The organism is Bacillus cereus group sp. BfR-BA-01316, assembly GCF_022664195.1.
Lineage (GTDB): Bacteria > Bacillota > Bacilli > Bacillales > Bacillaceae_G > Bacillus_A.
Map to the genome: position 1 here is coordinate 85,646 of NZ_JAKUGX010000006.1, position 17,831 is coordinate 103,476.

Sequence of the window (17,831 nt, forward strand, 5' to 3'; positions counted from 1 at the left end):
AAGCAGTAAATAAGGTTATATGTATATTGGTACATATTTCTATCCTTTATTATTTCGCAAAACTAACGAATATACAATAGGGTGCGTGTATGAATAGTAGCTATTATAAATAAACTGTTTTATATAAGCAATTGTTTAAAACCTTTCAATAATGTAAGGTTTTTGTCATTTGAATCGATGGAAGGCATTTCCGAACTTTACTAATATAAAAGCATAGTTAGTAGAAGGGCGGAGAAGTAGTATGAACATTAGAGAACTCGCATTTCGAAATGTAACGCGAAATAGACGAACATACTCAGCTTATTTTTTGAGTAGTGCATTTGCCATTATGGCCTTTTTTGTATATTCATTTTTTGCGTTCCATCCGGCATTAAGTGCGGGAGAATTAGGGCAGTACGTATTTATAAGTATGTCTTTTGCACAGTCTATTATTTACTTATTTACATTCTTCTTTATTTTATATTCAATGGGAATGTTTTTGAAAACGAGAAAGTGTGAACTAGGAATTTTAATGATGCTAGGTATGACGAAATATCAATTAAAGCGTCTTATCTTCTTTGAAAATATCATGATTGGAATAGGGGCAATTATTTTTGGGATTCTTTCAGGTATGTTATTTTCAGGGATATTAATTTTTGTAGCCCCGATGATTTTAAAATTAGATATTTCTTTATCCTATTACATACCGATGAAAGCGATTGTTGTAACGAGTATTATGTTTTTCGTATTATTTATGATTATTTCATTGTTCAGTGCAGGAATGGTTCGTAAAAATAAAATCATGAAATTGTTTAGAGGATCAGCAGAGGCGAAACCAGAACCGAAGGCATCTATAATTTCTTCTATATTAGCAGTAGTATTGCTTAGTGCTGGTTATGCAGGAGCTCTTATGTCACATGGTGCAATGGTATTTGTAATGATGATTCCTGTTACAACAGTAGTCATTATTGGTACGTATTTGCTGTACAAGCAGTTGAGCGTCTTTATTATTAGACTATGTAAAAAAAGTAAACGTTTCTATTGGACACAGACAAATATTATTACTTTGTCAGATTTAGCATACCGTATGAGAGATAATGCCAGGATGTTCTTTATTGTAACAATTATTTCAACAGTAGCATTTTCAGCAATAGGTACATTGGTTGGTTTTGCTTCGATGACGAAAGAAATTATGGACAGACCAATTGCGTTTCACTATCATTCTAAGCAAGGAAATAGCAATGAGTCACAGCATCTGAAGATTATTGACGAAGGATTAAAGAAACATAATATAGCAGCTTCAAAAATAAATATTTCATCGAAGACAACGGAGGAGCAGTCGTTAAGAAGCGCCAGTTTTATAAAAGAATCAGATTATAAGGAATATACAAAGTTAACAGGAGAACCATTTAATACTGTATCAAATAAAGAGGCTTTATTTTTGTCAGTCGAAATACCAGGACCACCCATGAAAGAAAGAAAAGAAATTACTTTACCAAATGTGAATGAACCTTTAAATGTGAAAAAAGTTAATACTTCTTCATTAAGTAAAATACTAAGAGGTAATGTTTATGTAATCTCTAAAAATCAATATGATTCATTACAAGATGGATTTAAAGAAGAAAAAGATTATATGTATAAAACAAAAGGAACGAAAGATGAAATTGAGGTTGGTAAAGAGCTTACACATCAGATTAAGCCTTATCAAGAACATTCAACGTTTAGTGCAGAAGAGTACGATCAAAATCAAAGTTTACAAATCGCAGGACCCATTTTATTTGTAGGTTTCTTTATTGGTATTGTATTTTTCGTTTGTGCAGGAAGCTTCCTTTACTTCCGCTTATTTTCTGATTTGGAGGAAGATACTCGTTTATTTGAAATGATTCGAAAAGTTGGATTGACGAGAGGCGAATTATCGAAAGTAGTCACAATCCGCTTAGCGCTTTTATTCTTCGTTCCAGTTGGAGTTGCAACATTACACGGGGCAGTAGCATTAACGGCATTAGGACAAATGTTTGAGTACTCACTTTTTAAAGAGAATACGATTGTATTAAGTATTTTTGTAAGTATTCAAGTTCTATATTTCGTCATTATACGATCTCGTTATTTAAAACAATTGAAAGAAAGATTGAATATTCGTTAAATGTGTTTTTTTAACTTTTGTACTATATTTTCTAAAAAGAGTAAGCCATTACCAAATATATAGTGATAAAATGAAAATAGCGAGGTGAAAAAAATAATAGAGAATAAGGGGGGAGTAACATGAAAGCAACAGGAATTATTCGAAAAGTAGATGAATTGGGACGGATAGTTATTCCTAAAGAATTACGAGATGTATTAGGAATACAAATCAAATCACCACTTGAAATTTTTGTAGAAGAGGACAAAGTCATTTTACAAAAATATCAACCTTACAATGCTTGTCAAATAACAGGTGATGTTTCAGACCAAAATATTTCATTAGCAAATGGAAGCATTACTGTTAGTATAGAAGGGGCAAAACATGTAATAAAAGAAATTGAGCAGTTTTTGAACAAGAGTGAGATTTAGTCTTAATTTATATTATTCTTTTGAAAAACTGAAAAATAAAAGGACCATTAATGGGTCCTTTTATTTTGTTTATTGAGAAACATTTGAGAGGAAGGGAAATGGAACGAATAAAACGAATGTTAAATCTAAACGCATTCAATAGTGGTCTGAAATGAAAATAATATATTTTCAGGAGGGATTACGATGAACAGTAGTACAGCGAATAAACAAAAGGGTATACAGTTGATTCCGTTTACCGTAAATAAGGTGGTTGAACAAGTAAACGAAATTCCACCAGGTGTACAGCTGATTCACGCTCCAGAAGTATGGGAAAAGAGTGCGAAAGGGAAAGACATTGTCGTTGCCGTTTTAGATACAGGTTGTGATATAAATCATGTAGATTTAAAAGATCGTATTATTGATGGAAGAAATTTCACAAAAGATTATGAAGGTGATCCGAAAATTTATCTTGATAATAATGGACATGGTACTCATGTAGCGGGGACAATCGCAGCGACTGAAAATGGTGTCGGTGTTTTAGGTGTAGCGCCACTTGCTAAAATGCTAGTTTTAAAAGTGTTAGCTGGAGATGGTTCTGGAAGTTATGAGCAAATTATTGAGGCCATTCATTATGCTGTAAATTGGAGAGGACCGAATAAAGAGAAAGTGAGAATTATTTCAATGTCACTTGGTGGTCCGCAAGATGTACCAGAATTACATGAAGCTATTCAAAATGCGGTAAAACAAGACGTACTTGTCGTATGCGCTGCTGGAAATGATGGGGATTGTAACGATGATACTGAAGAATTAGATTTTCCAGGTGCTTATTCTGAAGTAATCGAAGTAGGTGCTGTTAATTTAGAGCGGAAAATTTCATGCTTTAGTAATTCAAATCAAGAAATTGATTTAGTAGCGCCGGGTGATGAAATACTGTCTACGTATCCAGAGGGGAAATATGCAGTATTAAGTGGTACTTCAATGGCGACGCCGCATGTCGCTGGGGCGCTAGCACTTCTCATAAAGCAGTGTGAGAGAGAGTACGGTAGAAAATTATCAGAGCCGGAAATATACGCGCAACTTATAAAAAGGACTGTACCTTTAGGGTATGAACGTACATCTGAAGGGAATGGATTAATAGATTTATTAAAAGAATAGTAATTACTAAAAAACATCTCATATTTATATGAGATGTTTTTTAGTATGGTTCTGTCGCATGTATTACAACATCTAATAAACCGGGGAATCTAGTATTTAAGTCTTCTTCACGAATTGAAATAAAATGCAGTGGAAAATAGTTTAAGAAGATTACAGACAGAGTATATTGATTTATATTATTTACATTTTACAAACTCTGAAACAAGTTACATAGATTCAATTGGAAAGCTTATCCGTTTAAAAGAAGAGGGGAAAATTCGTTCAATTGGGATATCAAATGTAAATGTAGAACAATTAAAAGAGGCGAATCAATATGGAGATATAGATGTTGTACAATCGCCTTACAATATGCTAGATCGTACTGCAGAGGAAGAACTTTTACCTTATTGTATTGAAGCGGGAATTTCATTTATTCCATATGGGCCACTTGCCTTCGGAATATTAGGTGGTAAATATACAGAAGATTTCAAATTAGATAAAAAAGATTGGCGCTATGATGTAAATCTTTTTGAGGAAAATACATATAAGAAAAACTTTAAGAGAGTTGAAAAGTTAAAAGGTTTAGCTAAAGAAAATAATATTGTAATTCCCCATTTAGCGTTAGCGTGGCTATTAAATAAACCAGGAATTGACGCTGTTATTCCTGGTGGAAAGCGTGCAGAGCAAATAAGAGAAAGTGTAAGAGCTGTGGACGTTTTATTGAATGAGAAGGATATGAAAAAAATGGAATCAATATTAGAGCATTAATAGAAAAGAGTGGTATTACCCTCTTTTCATATATAAGGAGATGGCAAAAATGAAAAGGGAGTTGCATCATAGAAGCGTTATAAAGAAAAAGCACTGTTTTAGCTAATCTAACTAAAACAGTGCTTTTCGTTTAGATTGAACTGTTGCCGCATTTTCATCATGTATTCCTGCTTCTTCAATAATTCGTTTTTTTACTTTATTTAATAGATGGTCTACTGCCTCACCAAAATAGTTAGCTTCGCTTTTTGTGCGGGCTTCTCGTAAACATTTATAGTTTTCTAGCAGTTCCTCTTTTTCGGAGTTTGTTAAGAAATCTTCTATTTTCTTTTTTGTCATACGAAACACCCTTTCTTCTGACAAACGACGCAATAGAAAATATTTATTTTTCATTATAACAATAATTTTTAAAGAAAGTATAGATTAACGTCGTAATAGTTTGTCAATTTCTTGAATTTTCTCATCAGCTTTCCCAATTTGTGTGTTTTTAGCCTGTTCACCACCTAAAGCTTGATGAAGTAAAAATGTTTGACCTGAAATGGCAGTTACAATAGATACTTTTATAATTTCTTTTATTGTGGTGACATCGAATAAAACGAGTCCAAGAAGTGCAGCTAGGCAACCGGTTAATATATCGGTTAAAAACCCAAAGTGGAAAAACGTTTTTAAACGGCGTGGAAGCAATAACTTACCTTGGTTATTGATCAGATGGGAAACGAAGCCAGTAACGCCACCAACTAGAACAGCAGTTAGCCATTGATACATTTCCATCGAATCCACTCCTTTTAGTGAATAAGATTCGTGTATTAAATATATATTCCTTTTTAAATTTTATATCAGCATATTGAGAAAATTTGTTCTGGCTATTTGCTTGTTCAATTTAATTATAACAGAAAAATCTGATATATTTCAGTCTATTATATGAAGCATTTTTTCACTAATATGAATTCAGAAAGAGGTGCGTGAAATGTATATAGATTATCGAATAAGAAGTGTAGATGGTTATACAAAAAATATAGGGGAACTAGTAAGTATGATGGAGCATACGCGGGCAGTAACATTACAGGAAATAGATGATTTAGAAGTGGAGCAATTGGATTTAATAATGCCGAGTGGTGGAAATTCAATTGGTGCTTTATTAAAGCATATAGCGGCTATAGAAAAAGTACATCAGCTTATTTCATTTCAAAATCGTGACTTCACAAAAGAAGAATTAGAAGTATGGAAAGATGCACTGTATTTAGGAGAAGCGGGGAGAACGATTCGTGGTCATGAAATACAGTATTATGTACAACTTTTGCAAAAAGTGCGAGAGGAAACACTAAAGTGTTTGAATGAGCAGGATGAAAAATGGCTAATGTCAGAAAGAAAGTGGCCTAATGGCGTAGCGTATAATCAGCACTACCTTTGGTTTCATGTGCTAGAAGATGAAATTAGTCATCGTGGACAAATTAAAATGCTAAAAAATAAGTTGTTTGAAAATTACGTTAAATAAGGTAGCTTTTTAATGAGATATTCCATATAATGAGAGTAATTAAATTTAGAACGGGGTGATGTATTATGGAGAAATTGACTTATATGAATAATAAACCAAATACAAAGGTGGACGGAAAGGGCGATACTCTATAAGTGAGCGCACAATCCTTCCACTGAGTTCAAACTAGGGAGGATATCAATTTGAATCAAAATATTTTAGAATCGTTCGGATGGGATTCTTTTTTTGAGGAACAAGCTGTAGAGAACTATGAAGTAGGACGTATTTTACTTGAGCATAAGCATATATATCGGATTATTTGTAATGATGGTGAATATGTAGCGGAACTGTCTGGAAAGTTTCGTCATGAAGCGTTAACGAAGGGGGATTATCCGGCAGTTGGTGATTGGGTGTATATAAAGAAAATAGAAAATGAGAAAAAGGCAATTATTCACCGTATTTTCCCGAGAAGAAGTTCTTTTTCAAGACAAGAAGCTGGTAACAGAACTGAAGAACAAATTATTGCAGCAAATGTAGATTATCTATTTTTAGTGAATGCTCTTAACCATGATTTCAACGTAAGAAGGATGGAACGTTATTTGCTATTGGCTTATGAGAGTGGTGCAATGCCTGTTATTGTTTTAACGAAGAGTAGTTTATGTGAAGATGTGGAACAGAAAATTGCAGAAACTGAAGCGGTAGCAATCGGTGTTCCGATATTTGTTGTTGATAGCCTAGTGTACGTTGGAATAGAATCATTGCAACAATTTGTTTCACCAGGAAAAACAATTGCTTTAGTTGGATCTTCAGGTGCAGGGAAATCTACTTTGTTAAATGCATTAATAGGAACACATGTAGCAAAAACCGGAGATATACGTGAAGAAGATAGTAAAGGGAGACATACGACAACTCACCGTGAGTTGTTCCAATTACCGAGTCACGGTTTAGTAATTGATACTCCTGGTATGAGGGAACTTCAGCTTTGGGAAGGAAGCGCGGCAATTCAAACTATATTTTCTGATATTGAAGATCTTGCAAATACTTGCCGCTTTCGAGATTGTAAACATGACGGTGAACCAGGATGTGCAGTGCGAAGTGCTATAGATAACGGAATTATACCCGTAGAGCGCTTGCTAAGCTATAAAAAGCTGCAAAGAGAATTGGCATATGTTATGAGAAAACAAAACATTACTCTGGCAAGAGCGGAACGAGATAGATGGAAAAAGATTTCTAAACAACATAAAAAAATGTAAAAAACCAAAGGGCTTGTTCCTTTGGTTTTTTGTATTTGTAAATTTTATAATAATATTATTCGTATATATAGACAAAGGGAATTTATTTGTTTAAACTTTACAAAGTGTTCATCAAAACAAGTTATAAAAATAGAAACTAAGGAATGGGATATATTCAAAATTAGCTCTATTTAATCTTTAAAGCTTAATATTGAAATGCAGGAGGTTTATAATGAGTAAACTAGTAAGTTGGTTTAGAGATATGAAAGTAGCAAAAAAGCTATTAATTTCATTTTTTGTTATATTAATTGCGGCAGTCTCTATTATTGGGGGCATGTCGTATCAAACAGCTAAAAAGAATTTTGAATCACAAATTATGAGTAGCGCTCAGGATAATATAAAAATATTGGATAATTTAATCAATCAAATGATTGAAGCGAAATTCAACGATGTAAATAATTTTGCACGAGTGATTCAGAGTGATATGTATCAAGGGGATAATCAGGATGAACTAAGAAAAACATTATCCCGATATATTAGTTTGAACAAAGATGTAGAACAAGTGTATGTTGCCGGAAACGATAAAAAATTTGTGCAAGAACCAAATATACAAATGGCAGCAGATTATGATCCAACAGCACGTTCTTGGTATAAAGATGCAGTGAATAAGCAAGGTGGAATTGTTGTCACTGAACCATATAAGGCACAAGGGAATGGACATATTCTCGTAACAATCGCAAAACAAACTGAAGATAAAAATGGTGTTATTGCGGTAGATTTAAGTTTAGATAATTTATTAAAAACAACAAAGTTAATCAATATTGGTAAAAAAGGCTATGCTTTCATTTTAGATGGAAAACAAAAAATAATTGCTCACCCTCAAGAAAAATCGGGTGACAAGGCAGATGATTCTTGGGCAAAGAAAATATACGAAGATAACCATGGCACTTTTTCATACACTTATGGTGGTAGTGAAAAGAAAATGGTATTCGCCACAAATTTAAAAACAGGTTGGAAAATTGCGGGGACGATGTACTCAAATGAAGTAGTTGAAGCTGCTCAACCTGTATTTTATAATATGTTAATTGTAATGTTTATTTCATTAGTTGTAGGCGGAGCGCTTATTTATTTCGTGACACTCTCTATTACCAAACCTTTAAAACAATTAGTTGTCACTTCTAAAGAAATAAGCGAAGGGGACTTAACTCAAACGATTCAAATACATTCAAATGATGAAATTGGACAACTTGCTAAAGGGTTTAATGAGATGACACATTCATTGCGTATATTAATTGGAAGAATTAATACTTCAGCAGGGCATGTTGCAGCTGCATCTGAAGAGTTAACAGCAAGTGTGAGACAAGCAAGTGAAGCAACTGAACAAATTACAATGGCAATGGATGAAATATCAAGTGGTGCATCGACGCAAACATCAAGCGTAGAAAATGGTGCCATGTTACTGTTTGATGTAACAGAAGGGATTCAACATGTAGCAAATAGTTCATCATCTATTAATACTGCGTCTGCTCATACTCGTGAAAAAGCAGAGGATGGCGGAAAACTAGTTGGAAAAACAGTAAATCAGATGCTGTTATCCAGTTATTGAATAATAAATCGAAGCAAATTGGTGATATTTTAGAAGTCATTCAAAATATTGCAGATCAGACAAATCTTCTAGCTTTAAATGCAGCAATTGAGGCTGCAAGAGCTGGTGAGCATGGAAGAGGCTTTGCAATCGTTGCTGATGAAGTACGAAAATTAGCAGAACAATCTAGTGTATCATCAAGTGAAATTAGTAAATTAATTTGTGAAATACAAGATGATATGAGTAAGACAGTAAAATCTATGAATAATGTAAATGAAGAAGTTCAATCTGGACTTGTTATTGCAAATGAAACGAAACAAAATTTTACTGAGATTTTACAATCTACAAATGAAATTGCTGATCAAATTAAAACGATGGTTGAAACGGCTAATGGAATGTCAAAAGGTGCAAATGAAGTATCTATTTCAGTTGGTCAAATTGCAATGACAGCACAAAATAATGCGACGAGTACACAAAGTGTTGCAGCGTCAGCTGAGGAGCAACTAGCTTCCATGGAGGAAATTGGTTCTGCAGCTGGTACACTATCTCAAATGGCTGAAGAGTTACAAGTATTAATTGAAAGATTTAAAGTATAAAAAGGGGAGGCTGCCTCAAAATAGCATTAGTGCTATTAGAGACCGTCTTTTAGCTGATAAACGGATTAGAGGTTCAATGTATGTAATGTTTGTCGAACAATAGAGGAATTTGTTAAGCGGGTGTATAATTAATATAATATAGACTACGTTTAAAGGAGATCAGTATGGGAGTGTATTGGGGAACGAAAAGACATTCTTGGCTTAGCTATGTCTCATTTTGGTTAAGTATTTTATTCTTTGTTGTTTTTTTAATTGAAGTGTTTGTATTGAAAGCACTTTCAAATAGCTCATTACAAATCGTTAAATATTTTTATTTTATATTTGTACCATTAAATATCATTCTTAGTCTAAGGTTACTATCTAAGAAGAATGAAAAGAAAGTATTACCGATTTTTAGTTTAATAGTATCGCTATTATTTGCAGGGCTAATTATAGTTTTAGCATTAGCAGCGACGGGAAAAGTCTTTTGAGGGGAGAGTGATTAAGGTCACTCTTCTTTTTTATATAGAATCTTAAATCTTTACCCTGCTATTGATGGGCAGTAAGACTCCTACCTCAAAATGAGGCAAGAGATAAGTTATCAGTAGAGAGTAGATAATGAATTAAGAATACTATATGTTTTATATGTGTTTATGAAGCAAATGAATGCGGTAAGATTCGTGATATATGGTACAATAAACATGGATAGTGATAGAGATAAAGGGTATATAAAATACTCATCGTTTTTTAGTAAGAGAGGGGTTATCTTATGCTATACGAGGATTTGATGACATTATTCCAAGCTGCTCCGATAGAATTGGATAGAGGCGGCTGGAAATATATAATCCAGGAACAAAATGATAATTATGAAATTGTTGATGAAATGTTAAAAAAGCAAATGAATGTTGAATTGTATTTTAATGAGTATGATGAGGTGAAAATCACTTTATATAAAGATGGAAGCCCTATTACTACTATGCAAAGAATTGCTATTTCAAAAGTTGAGTTAGATGAAGAGGAAGAAGGCATTCAATTCGTATTAGAACGCATGCCAAGTCGAAGGATTCGTTTGCAATTAAAGCCATACCTTGCAGTAGAAATGGGGCCGTACTGGGAAGTATGTGAAGACTGTGAATGAACATGAAAAAACATCCGTATACACGGATGTTTTTTCATGTTTTTTGAAGTTGTTTAAAGGCAATAATCGGTAGTAAAATGATGCTCGCCCAACCGATAATAGGGTATAGAATATGAAGTAATTCACTATATCCGATGAAACTAAAGCAATAACTAATTAGTAATATGAAGTAAATAATGTTATTACTTTTCCAGCCGGTAATGGATTGCATTTGTTTTGTCATTCCGAATATATTCCCAACTAATGTTGTGAATACTTCACCAAAAATGATAAGAACAAAGAAAAAATGGAAAGTTGCATTAAACCTTCTTACAACTTCAGCCATTGGGATGTTATATTGATAAAATTGTTCAACTGATAATATTGCTAAATGGCTACATAATAAAATAAAGCAAAGCCCCGCGCCTCCTAAAATACCACCCCATAAAATAGCTTTTCGATCTTTTACTTCACTGGCCAATGGGACGAGAACACTTTGGGCGAGAGAAAGATTTAATGCGACATATGTAATAGGGCTAGTAATCCATTTCATATTCCAACTTTCTGTAGGAACGGTGTCAATAATAGGAGTTGTACCATGAATAAAGGTTGTAATAGCAAGTCCGATAATAAAAATCATCATAATAGGTACGACAAGTGTATTCACTTCAAAAACACCTTGTAATCCCCGGCTCCCAATAATGAGGCAGGCGATGACTGTGATAAAAATACCAAGTTGTCTCGGGAGACGGAGTTGTTCTTCAAATACTGCCCCGGCTCCTGATAACATAACGCTAGTTACGCCAAATAATACGAGTAATAATAAAGTATTTACGACATTTCCAAATACATCCCCAAATAAATATTTATTAAATTCTTGCGCTGAAAATGCCCCGATTTGTGATGAAAGTAACATCATTTTTGTACCGAGCCAAATAAAAAAAAATCCACTTATACATATGCCAATGGTCCCGTACAATCCGTTAACTGTAAAAAATTCAACAATTTCTCGCCCAGTAGCAAATCCAGCTCCAACGACCGTTCCGATATAAGTAGCAGCGACTTTCTTTGCTACTTGCCATTGTTGATTATCCATGTTATCCCTCTTTCTTCTATGATGAGCTTGACTTACTATTATGCATATGTCTGAGCTTGGACAATTAGACATATGAAGTAGTTGAAAGGATACATGAATTATATGCTATTAGGGGAATATTAAGGTTGTTAAAACTTTGTTACATATAAGCTGTCCATTCGGAAGAATAGGGAATGTATGGTAAAATGAAGTTAGGTCATTAAAAGATAGTAACATGATAAGAGGAGTGGATTGTATGAGTACGAAAACGAATGTTGTTGAAGTATTAAACAAGCAGGTAGCAAACTGGAATGTGTTATATGTGAAACTGCATAATTATCATTGGTATGTGACAGGACCACACTTCTTTACATTACATGAAAAATTTGAAGAGTTTTATAATGAAGCAGGAACATACATTGATGAGTTAGCTGAGCGTATTTTAGCGCTAGAAGGAAAACCGTTAGCGACAATGAAAGAGTATCTAGCAACTTCAACTGTGAGTGAAGGGACAAGCAAAGAGTCTGCAGAAGAAATGGTACAAACTTTAGTAAATGATTTTTCTGCACTAATTCAAGAATTAAAAGAAGGTATGGAAGTAGCTGATGAATCTGATGATGAAACGTCGGCTGATATGCTATTAGCAATTCATACGACATTAGAACAACATGTATGGATGTTAAATGCATTCTTAAAATAAAGTGAAACTTTAATCAGTGGTTTTTTTCATCCCCACTGATTATTATCCCACTTCAATCGGGATAAACATAAATGGATTAAAAAACTCTATTGAAAAATTCTTTCAATAGAGTTTTTTATAATTTTTCAGTTTTCTTTTATGCTATAATATAGTAAAAAGGAGGCGATGTGATGTTTCGCTTTTTCAGAACTGGAAAAGAAGAGCGGGAAATTACGAAAGACGAATTAGAGCAAGCGATGGCTAAGTTTCTAGAAACGAATGCTAATATCGTTTATACAGTCTTAGTAAATGATGATTACACAGTAAATTATGATTTGTTAAAGCCCTATTTACCTGCATTTCCAACAAATTTTTTTCTGATAACGAAGGAAACGCTTGAGGTATTTGAACATACAGAAGAAAATTTAAACCTAGTTAAAGAAATTGATATCGTACAAAAGGCCGTAGATCAATATGTAACAGAAAAAGAAATGTTCCCAATTGTTGAAGATAGTGAAGATCGCCTCATATGCGGAGTGAAATTAGGACCATATTTAAATCGTATATTAAAAAGAAACTTATATATTTCAGAAAAACATTATTTAGTTTCAAGTAAACCAGACAAGAAAAGAAAGAATAGTGGGTAGATGTTATGAGAACAATAATATATTGTTTTCTTTTTTTGTTGTTAAAATATTGATTTTTCAGTCTATTTAACTTTATACTACAATTAGTGGATAGGAAGGAGTGGTGTATTATGCGTATACATACATTAATTATTAAATATCATTCTGAGAATCAGGTATTGTTAAGTTGAATTGTAGAATTCACCTACTTATACCGTGACCCTAGAATGATAGGAATATTGGAGAAACAATTATTATAAAAGGTTACGGGGGAATTTCTATATGAAAAATAGTATGACTTATATTAAGTTATTAAATGAAACGTTAGATTGTTATGCAAATAAAGGAAGTTTTGAAGCGTATTCTTATATAACGAAAAATGCTAAAGGTGTAATAGGTAATGAAGCGCAAATATATAATTTTAAATATGCATTAGCAAGTGCAGCAGGACTTGAAAAAGAAGCGTTGCATTTAATGAAGGAAGCTATTATAGAGAATGGATTTTGGTATGGAAATGAGTATTTAATTTCCGACGACGATTTAAAACCACTACATAAATTTGAAGAATTTCATGAAATGGTTCAATTATGTAAAGAAAGAGAAGAAGTAGCAAAGAAAACGGAACGAGCAGACGTGAAATATATAGACAGCAAGAAAAAGGCGAATTTATTAATTGCCATGCATGGTGACCAAGAAAACATACAAATAATAGAACCATATTGGAAATCAGTTTTGACACAAGGTTACACGTTAGCTTTACCAAAGTCTTCGCAAATTCAGTTTTCAGATGGGTTTGTTTGGGATGATATAGAGAGAGGAAGAAGGGAATTAAAAGAGCATTACGATAAGTTTATAGAAAATCATAAAGTAGAAAATGTAATTATTGGTGGTTTTTCTGCTGGGGCAAAAGTAGCTTTATATACTGTTTTACAAAAAGATATAGATGTGGATGGTTTTATTTTTATGGCACCATGGCTTCCAGAGATTGAAGAATGGAATGAGTTGCTGGGAGTGCTACAGGATAAACATATAAAGGGATATATAGTATGCGGGGATCAAGATGAAGATTGTTTCGAATGCACACAGCAATTTGTACAATTATTAAGAGATAAGAATATAGAACATAAGTATAAAGTTGTGCCTAACTTAAATCATGATTATCCTAGTCATTTTGATGAGTTATTAAAAGAAGCTATTGAATATATAGGAAGTGAAAACAATAAGTAGTTGTAAAAGGGAGATACATCGTAGTTGATGTATCTCCCTTTTACAACTATAAAGTGAAACTTTAATTAGTGAGGGGGTGTCCATCCTCCACTAATTATTAGCCCATACCAATCGGGCTTTTACGGACGGTTAATCTCCCACCTAGCTTCCGCGCCTGCGCCAAATTTTGAGGTGGGAGTCTTACTAACCGTTAATGCGGGATAAATTAAAAGCATTTGCTAATAAGCGATAAGAATTTAGTTTATCTTCAAATTGATGAGTAATTGTGACAATCATAAATTCGTCAGTATTGTATGCTTTGCTTAAGTTTACTATTTTTTCTTTTACAGAAGACGGATCACCGACAATCATACGTTGGCGATTTTCCTTAATGCGGAATAAATCATAAGCACTATACGAATAGTTTTGAGCGGTTTCGATAGACGGAGTACCAGTAGTCCGTTTGCCTTGCTCTAATAGTAAAATAGATAAATCAAGACTTGATGCAATCTTCTCCGCTTCTTCATTTGTTTCTCCACAAATAACAAAAATAGATACGATTGATTTTTGTTTATCACCTAAAAAAGAAGGTTGGAATTGTTCTTGATAAGCCTTCATTACTTCAGGCCCACCGTATCCATTAATGAACTGTGCAAATGCAAAAGAAGCTCCTTGCTTTGCGGCAATCATTGCACTTTCTCCGCTAGAACCGAGCATCCACATTTCAGGAGATGTTGGGATAACTGGAGTAGCCTTTAAGTTTGCATAATGATGGTTTTCTGGTACTTGATCATGTAAGTACATAGTAACATCTGCAATTTGTTCTGGATATTGATCAAGTGAGACCATTTTACCTTCTTGAAGTGCGCGAGTTGCTATCGGCATACCACCAGGTGCTCTCCCGACACCAAGGTCGATGCGGTTTGGATAAAGTGCTTCTAAAACGCGGAAATTCTCGGCAACTTTATATGGACTATAATGTGGAAGCATAACACCACCAGAACCAACTCTAATACAATCAGTTTTCGCAGCAATATGTGAAATGAGTATTTCTGGACTTGAACCAGCTAAGCTAACTGAATTATGGTGCTCGGATACCCAAAAACGTGTAAATCCTAGTTTTTCAACTTCTTGCGCAAGTGTTACTGTATGTGAAAAAGCTTCAGCTGCTGTGCTGCCATCAGAAATAGGTGATTGGTCTAAAACACTTAATTTAATCATAGAATATACCTCTCAATCTTAATGTACATTCTATTATATATTTACTTACGAAAAATGCGTAGTGAAATGCTCACACAAAAAAGAGGATTATATTATATCCGCTTTTAACGAGAAAATCCTCGTTCATAATGATTCATTTCGATTAAGTTTAATATATATTCGTAGTTATCAATTTCTAAATGTATTTGCTTGCGTTCTTCTTCAGTTAGTTTAACGCTAGTGAGTTTTTTACATAGCTGCTGTTTCTTTAATTCTAAATGTTTTTTTGTAGCATGATAATCGTAAGTACGTTTCATGTGTATCCACCCTTTCCTTACAGTTACTATCTGTATGTTTATAATATGAAGCATGTGGTAGGGGGAGAGCTGCACCTTATGTATTTTTAGTGAATTTTCAAATTGTGGCGGTGTTATGTTTAAGTGAATTTATGAATAAAATGCACTAAACCACTAATTCGTATTTCATGAAGTAAGGGGTGGAATTGTGCAGAAAGATATAATGTATAACACTGAGATGGATGAAACGTTAAAAGTTATAAATAAGGGATTAAAGAAGACGACACGTCCGAAACAAATCATTGTAGTAGGGGCTGGTATGGCTGGATTAGTTTCGGCATCTTTATTAAAAGCAGTAGGGCATGAAGTGAAGATTTTTGAAGCGAACAACCGTGTAGGTGGCCGCATAGAGACAGTTAGGATGGAAGATACCGGATTATATTTAGATGTTGGAGCGATGAGAATTCCGTATTCGCACAAATTAACGATGGCATATATAAGAAAGTTTGGGCTACAGGTGAGCCCTTTTATTAATAGGAATGAGACTGATATTATATACGTAAATGGTCGGAAAACAACGTTGAAACAATATGAAAAGGACCCAAGTATTTTAAAGTATCCGGTGGAAATGAACGAAGAGGGGAAAACGTCGGAGGACCTATTATTATTAGCGGTACAGCCAATTATAAATTTTATTAAAAGAAATCCAGAAAAAAATTGGGATATTGTAGTAAAGGATTTTGGGAAATATTCTACAGGGCAATTTTTAAAGTATCATCCTTATCAATATAATACGTATTTTTCGCCAGTAACGATTGAGATGATTGGTGTTCTATTAGATTTAGAAGGCTTTTTAGAAAGGTCATTCGTTGAGACGTTACGTTTTTTATACATTATGCAAGAGGAGAGCGGATTTTGTGAAATAATAGGTGGAAATGATAGATTACCAAAGTCTTTTTTACCACAATTAGAAGAAAATATTATATATAATCAAAAATTAATGAAGTTACATCAACATGATAATGGTGTGACAGCTTACTATCGGAATGAGGAAACTTTTGAATATAGTAGTATTACAGGGGATTTAGTTATTGTTACGATTCCGTTTTCGACAATGCGTTTTGTGGAAGTAGAGCCATTTGATTCTATATCTCATGCGAAATGGAAGGCAATTCGTGAATTGCATTATATGCCTGCGACGAAAATAGGAATTCAATTTAAAAGCCGATTTTGGGAAGAACAAGGGCAATTAGGCGGCAGAATTATAACTGATTTGCCAATTCGTTACGCCTATTATCCAAGTCATGGAATCGGTTCAAAAGGGCCAGCCATTATGCTAGGGAGTTATACGTGGTCATACGATGCATTACTATGGGATGGTTTATCAAAAGGTGATCGCATCTATTACACACTACAAAATTTAGCAACAATATTAGGTGGTCAAGTATATGATGAATTTATGTCTGGAATATCCAAAAGTTGGACATTGGATCCATATGCGCTTGGAGGGTTCGCACTTTTTCAAGCTGGTCAAGAATCTGAACTTCAACCAGCGATTGTAAAACCAGAAGGGAGAATATACTTTGCCGGAGATCACACAACGTTATATCACGGATGGATTCAAGGTGCAATTGAATCTGGGGTTTGTGTAGCGGTAGAGGTGAATGAGTAAAAACTATAAAATTCAGAAAATTATTTACTATATAACTTGAGATGGATATTATTATATATAAAAGATCTATAGGGAGTGTTTATAGTGAATCCGTTATTATTCGATTTTCCTACTGAATTTTATACCGAAAGGCTCATTATTCGAATGCCAAAACCAGGTGATGGTAAGGTTGTATATGAAGTGATTCAAGCTTCAATGAAAGAATTAAAGCCTTGGATGGTCTTTGCGCAAAAAGAGCAAACAGAGGAAGAAATAGAAGAGAGTATAAGAAAATCGCATATTCAATTTTTGCAGAGAGAAGATTTGAGATTACTAGTGTTTTCGAAAGAAACAGGTGAATTTATTGCCTCTTCTGGATTACATCGTATTATTTGGGACATACCTCAATTTGAAATTGGGTATTGGATAGATTCAAGGTTTAGTGGGAAAGGCTATATGGTAGAGGCGGCAAAAGGTATATTGGATTATGCTTTCGTTGAACTGAAAGCAAACCGTGTAGAAATTCGTTGTGATACTCAAAATAAGAAGAGTAGAGCGATACCTGAGAAATTAGGCTTTAAATTAGAAGGTATTTTAGAAAGTGCGAGTGTTGCGGTAGATGGGAATGGATTAAGAGATATGTGTGTATTTGCAATGACGAGAAATACATACGAGAAAGAAGAGCTATAAGTAGTAGCTCTTCTTTTT

At 33.8% G+C, this 17,831-nt stretch carries 17 protein-coding genes and 3 pseudogenes; 14 read left to right on the forward strand and 6 right to left on the reverse strand.

From position 1 onward, the window contains the following. Nucleotides 1-241 precede the first annotated feature (241 nt). From MR071_RS07305 to MR071_RS07315, 3 genes are all read left to right on the forward strand, one after another. Nucleotides 242-2,122 (forward strand): ABC transporter permease, encoded by a 1,881-nt coding sequence (locus tag MR071_RS07305; RefSeq protein WP_105586903.1) that lies wholly within the window; start codon nucleotides 242-244, stop codon nucleotides 2,120-2,122. A gap of 119 nt (nucleotides 2,123-2,241) precedes the next feature. Then, nucleotides 2,242-2,529, forward strand: coding sequence for an AbrB/MazE/SpoVT family DNA-binding domain-containing protein (locus tag MR071_RS07310; protein ID WP_002148618.1), 288 nt, complete (start codon nucleotides 2,242-2,244; stop codon nucleotides 2,527-2,529). Between the two features lie 183 nt (nucleotides 2,530-2,712). Further along, on the forward strand, nucleotides 2,713-3,663 hold the full coding sequence (locus MR071_RS07315) for a serine protease (RefSeq protein WP_242235561.1): 951 nt from the start codon (nucleotides 2,713-2,715) through the stop codon (nucleotides 3,661-3,663). Nucleotides 3,664-3,703: 40 nt separating this feature from the next. On the opposite strand, the pseudogene MR071_RS07320 reads toward MR071_RS07315, so the two are convergent. Next, a pseudogene (locus MR071_RS07320) lies at nucleotides 3,704-3,787 on the reverse strand (transcriptional regulator); the annotation flags it as partial. On the opposite strand from MR071_RS07320, the pseudogene MR071_RS07325 reads away from it, so the two are divergent. After that, nucleotides 3,787-4,410 (forward strand): annotated as a pseudogene (locus MR071_RS07325) (aldo/keto reductase); the annotation flags it as partial. The pseudogenes MR071_RS07320 and MR071_RS07325 sit on opposite strands and share 1 nt — an antisense overlap. A gap of 111 nt (nucleotides 4,411-4,521) precedes the next feature. Here MR071_RS07325 and MR071_RS07330 read toward each other — a convergent pair. Continuing rightward, nucleotides 4,522-4,746: a hypothetical protein gene (locus MR071_RS07330; RefSeq protein ID WP_002171494.1), complete on the reverse strand. Its 225-nt coding sequence runs from the start codon at nucleotides 4,744-4,746 to the stop codon at nucleotides 4,522-4,524. Between the two features lie 84 nt (nucleotides 4,747-4,830). Then, the gene (locus MR071_RS07335; protein ID WP_105586900.1) at nucleotides 4,831-5,178 is read right to left on the reverse strand and encodes a DUF4257 domain-containing protein; all 348 of its coding nucleotides are present in this window, start codon (nucleotides 5,176-5,178) and stop codon (nucleotides 4,831-4,833) included. 196 nt (nucleotides 5,179-5,374) lie between these two features. On the opposite strand from MR071_RS07335, the gene MR071_RS07340 reads away from it, so the two are divergent. From MR071_RS07340 to MR071_RS07360, 5 genes and pseudogenes are all read left to right on the forward strand, one after another. Then, complete coding sequence (locus MR071_RS07340; protein ID WP_105586899.1) at nucleotides 5,375-5,902, forward strand: DinB family protein; 528 nt, start codon at nucleotides 5,375-5,377, stop codon at nucleotides 5,900-5,902. 182 nt (nucleotides 5,903-6,084) lie between these two features. Beyond that, nucleotides 6,085-7,134: a ribosome small subunit-dependent GTPase A gene (gene rsgA, locus MR071_RS07345; RefSeq protein ID WP_242235563.1), complete on the forward strand. Its 1,050-nt coding sequence runs from the start codon at nucleotides 6,085-6,087 to the stop codon at nucleotides 7,132-7,134. A gap of 211 nt (nucleotides 7,135-7,345) precedes the next feature. Beyond that, nucleotides 7,346-9,294 (forward strand): annotated as a pseudogene (locus MR071_RS07350) (HAMP domain-containing methyl-accepting chemotaxis protein). Between the two features lie 164 nt (nucleotides 9,295-9,458). After that, a complete protein-coding gene (locus MR071_RS07355; RefSeq protein WP_242235564.1) occupies nucleotides 9,459-9,764 on the forward strand; it encodes a hypothetical protein in 306 nt (101 codons plus the stop codon). 278 nt (nucleotides 9,765-10,042) lie between these two features. Beyond that, complete coding sequence (locus tag MR071_RS07360; protein ID WP_242235566.1) at nucleotides 10,043-10,411, forward strand: DUF3979 family protein; 369 nt, start codon at nucleotides 10,043-10,045, stop codon at nucleotides 10,409-10,411. A gap of 34 nt (nucleotides 10,412-10,445) precedes the next feature. Here the strand turns inward: MR071_RS07360 and MR071_RS07365 are convergent, their stop codons facing one another. Then, nucleotides 10,446-11,486, reverse strand: a complete 1,041-nt coding sequence (locus MR071_RS07365) for a YkvI family membrane protein (protein ID WP_105586895.1) — start codon at nucleotides 11,484-11,486, stop codon at nucleotides 10,446-10,448. A gap of 235 nt (nucleotides 11,487-11,721) precedes the next feature. Between MR071_RS07365 and MR071_RS07370 the strand changes: the two genes are divergently transcribed. The 3 genes from MR071_RS07370 (at nucleotide 11,722) to MR071_RS07380 (ending at nucleotide 13,997) form a co-directional block, all read left to right on the forward strand. Continuing rightward, on the forward strand, nucleotides 11,722-12,165 hold the full coding sequence (locus MR071_RS07370; protein WP_105586894.1) for a Dps family protein: 444 nt from the start codon (nucleotides 11,722-11,724) through the stop codon (nucleotides 12,163-12,165). Nucleotides 12,166-12,335: 170 nt separating this feature from the next. Further along, nucleotides 12,336-12,791 (forward strand): DUF3939 domain-containing protein, encoded by a 456-nt coding sequence (locus MR071_RS07375; protein WP_105586893.1) that lies wholly within the window; start codon nucleotides 12,336-12,338, stop codon nucleotides 12,789-12,791. Nucleotides 12,792-13,052: 261 nt separating this feature from the next. Next, a complete protein-coding gene (locus MR071_RS07380; protein ID WP_242235568.1) occupies nucleotides 13,053-13,997 on the forward strand; it encodes an alpha/beta hydrolase in 945 nt (314 codons plus the stop codon). A 183-nt stretch (nucleotides 13,998-14,180) separates the two neighbouring features. Here MR071_RS07380 and MR071_RS07385 read toward each other — a convergent pair whose 3' ends face one another. Then, nucleotides 14,181-15,197 carry an LLM class flavin-dependent oxidoreductase gene (locus tag MR071_RS07385; RefSeq protein ID WP_105586891.1) on the reverse strand — a complete coding sequence of 339 codons (1,017 nt, stop codon included), beginning with the start codon at nucleotides 15,195-15,197 and terminating at the stop codon, nucleotides 14,181-14,183. A 104-nt stretch (nucleotides 15,198-15,301) separates the two neighbouring features. Next, complete coding sequence (locus MR071_RS07390; protein WP_105586890.1) at nucleotides 15,302-15,493, reverse strand: DUF3896 family protein; 192 nt, start codon at nucleotides 15,491-15,493, stop codon at nucleotides 15,302-15,304. A gap of 187 nt (nucleotides 15,494-15,680) precedes the next feature. Here MR071_RS07390 and MR071_RS07395 point away from each other — a divergent pair, with 187 nt between their 5' ends. Next, complete coding sequence (locus MR071_RS07395; protein WP_105586889.1) at nucleotides 15,681-17,144, forward strand: flavin monoamine oxidase family protein; 1,464 nt, start codon at nucleotides 15,681-15,683, stop codon at nucleotides 17,142-17,144. An 84-nt stretch (nucleotides 17,145-17,228) separates the two neighbouring features. Beyond that, a complete protein-coding gene (locus MR071_RS07400; protein ID WP_242235570.1) occupies nucleotides 17,229-17,813 on the forward strand; it encodes a GNAT family N-acetyltransferase in 585 nt (194 codons plus the stop codon). Nucleotides 17,814-17,831: the final 18 nt, after the last annotated feature.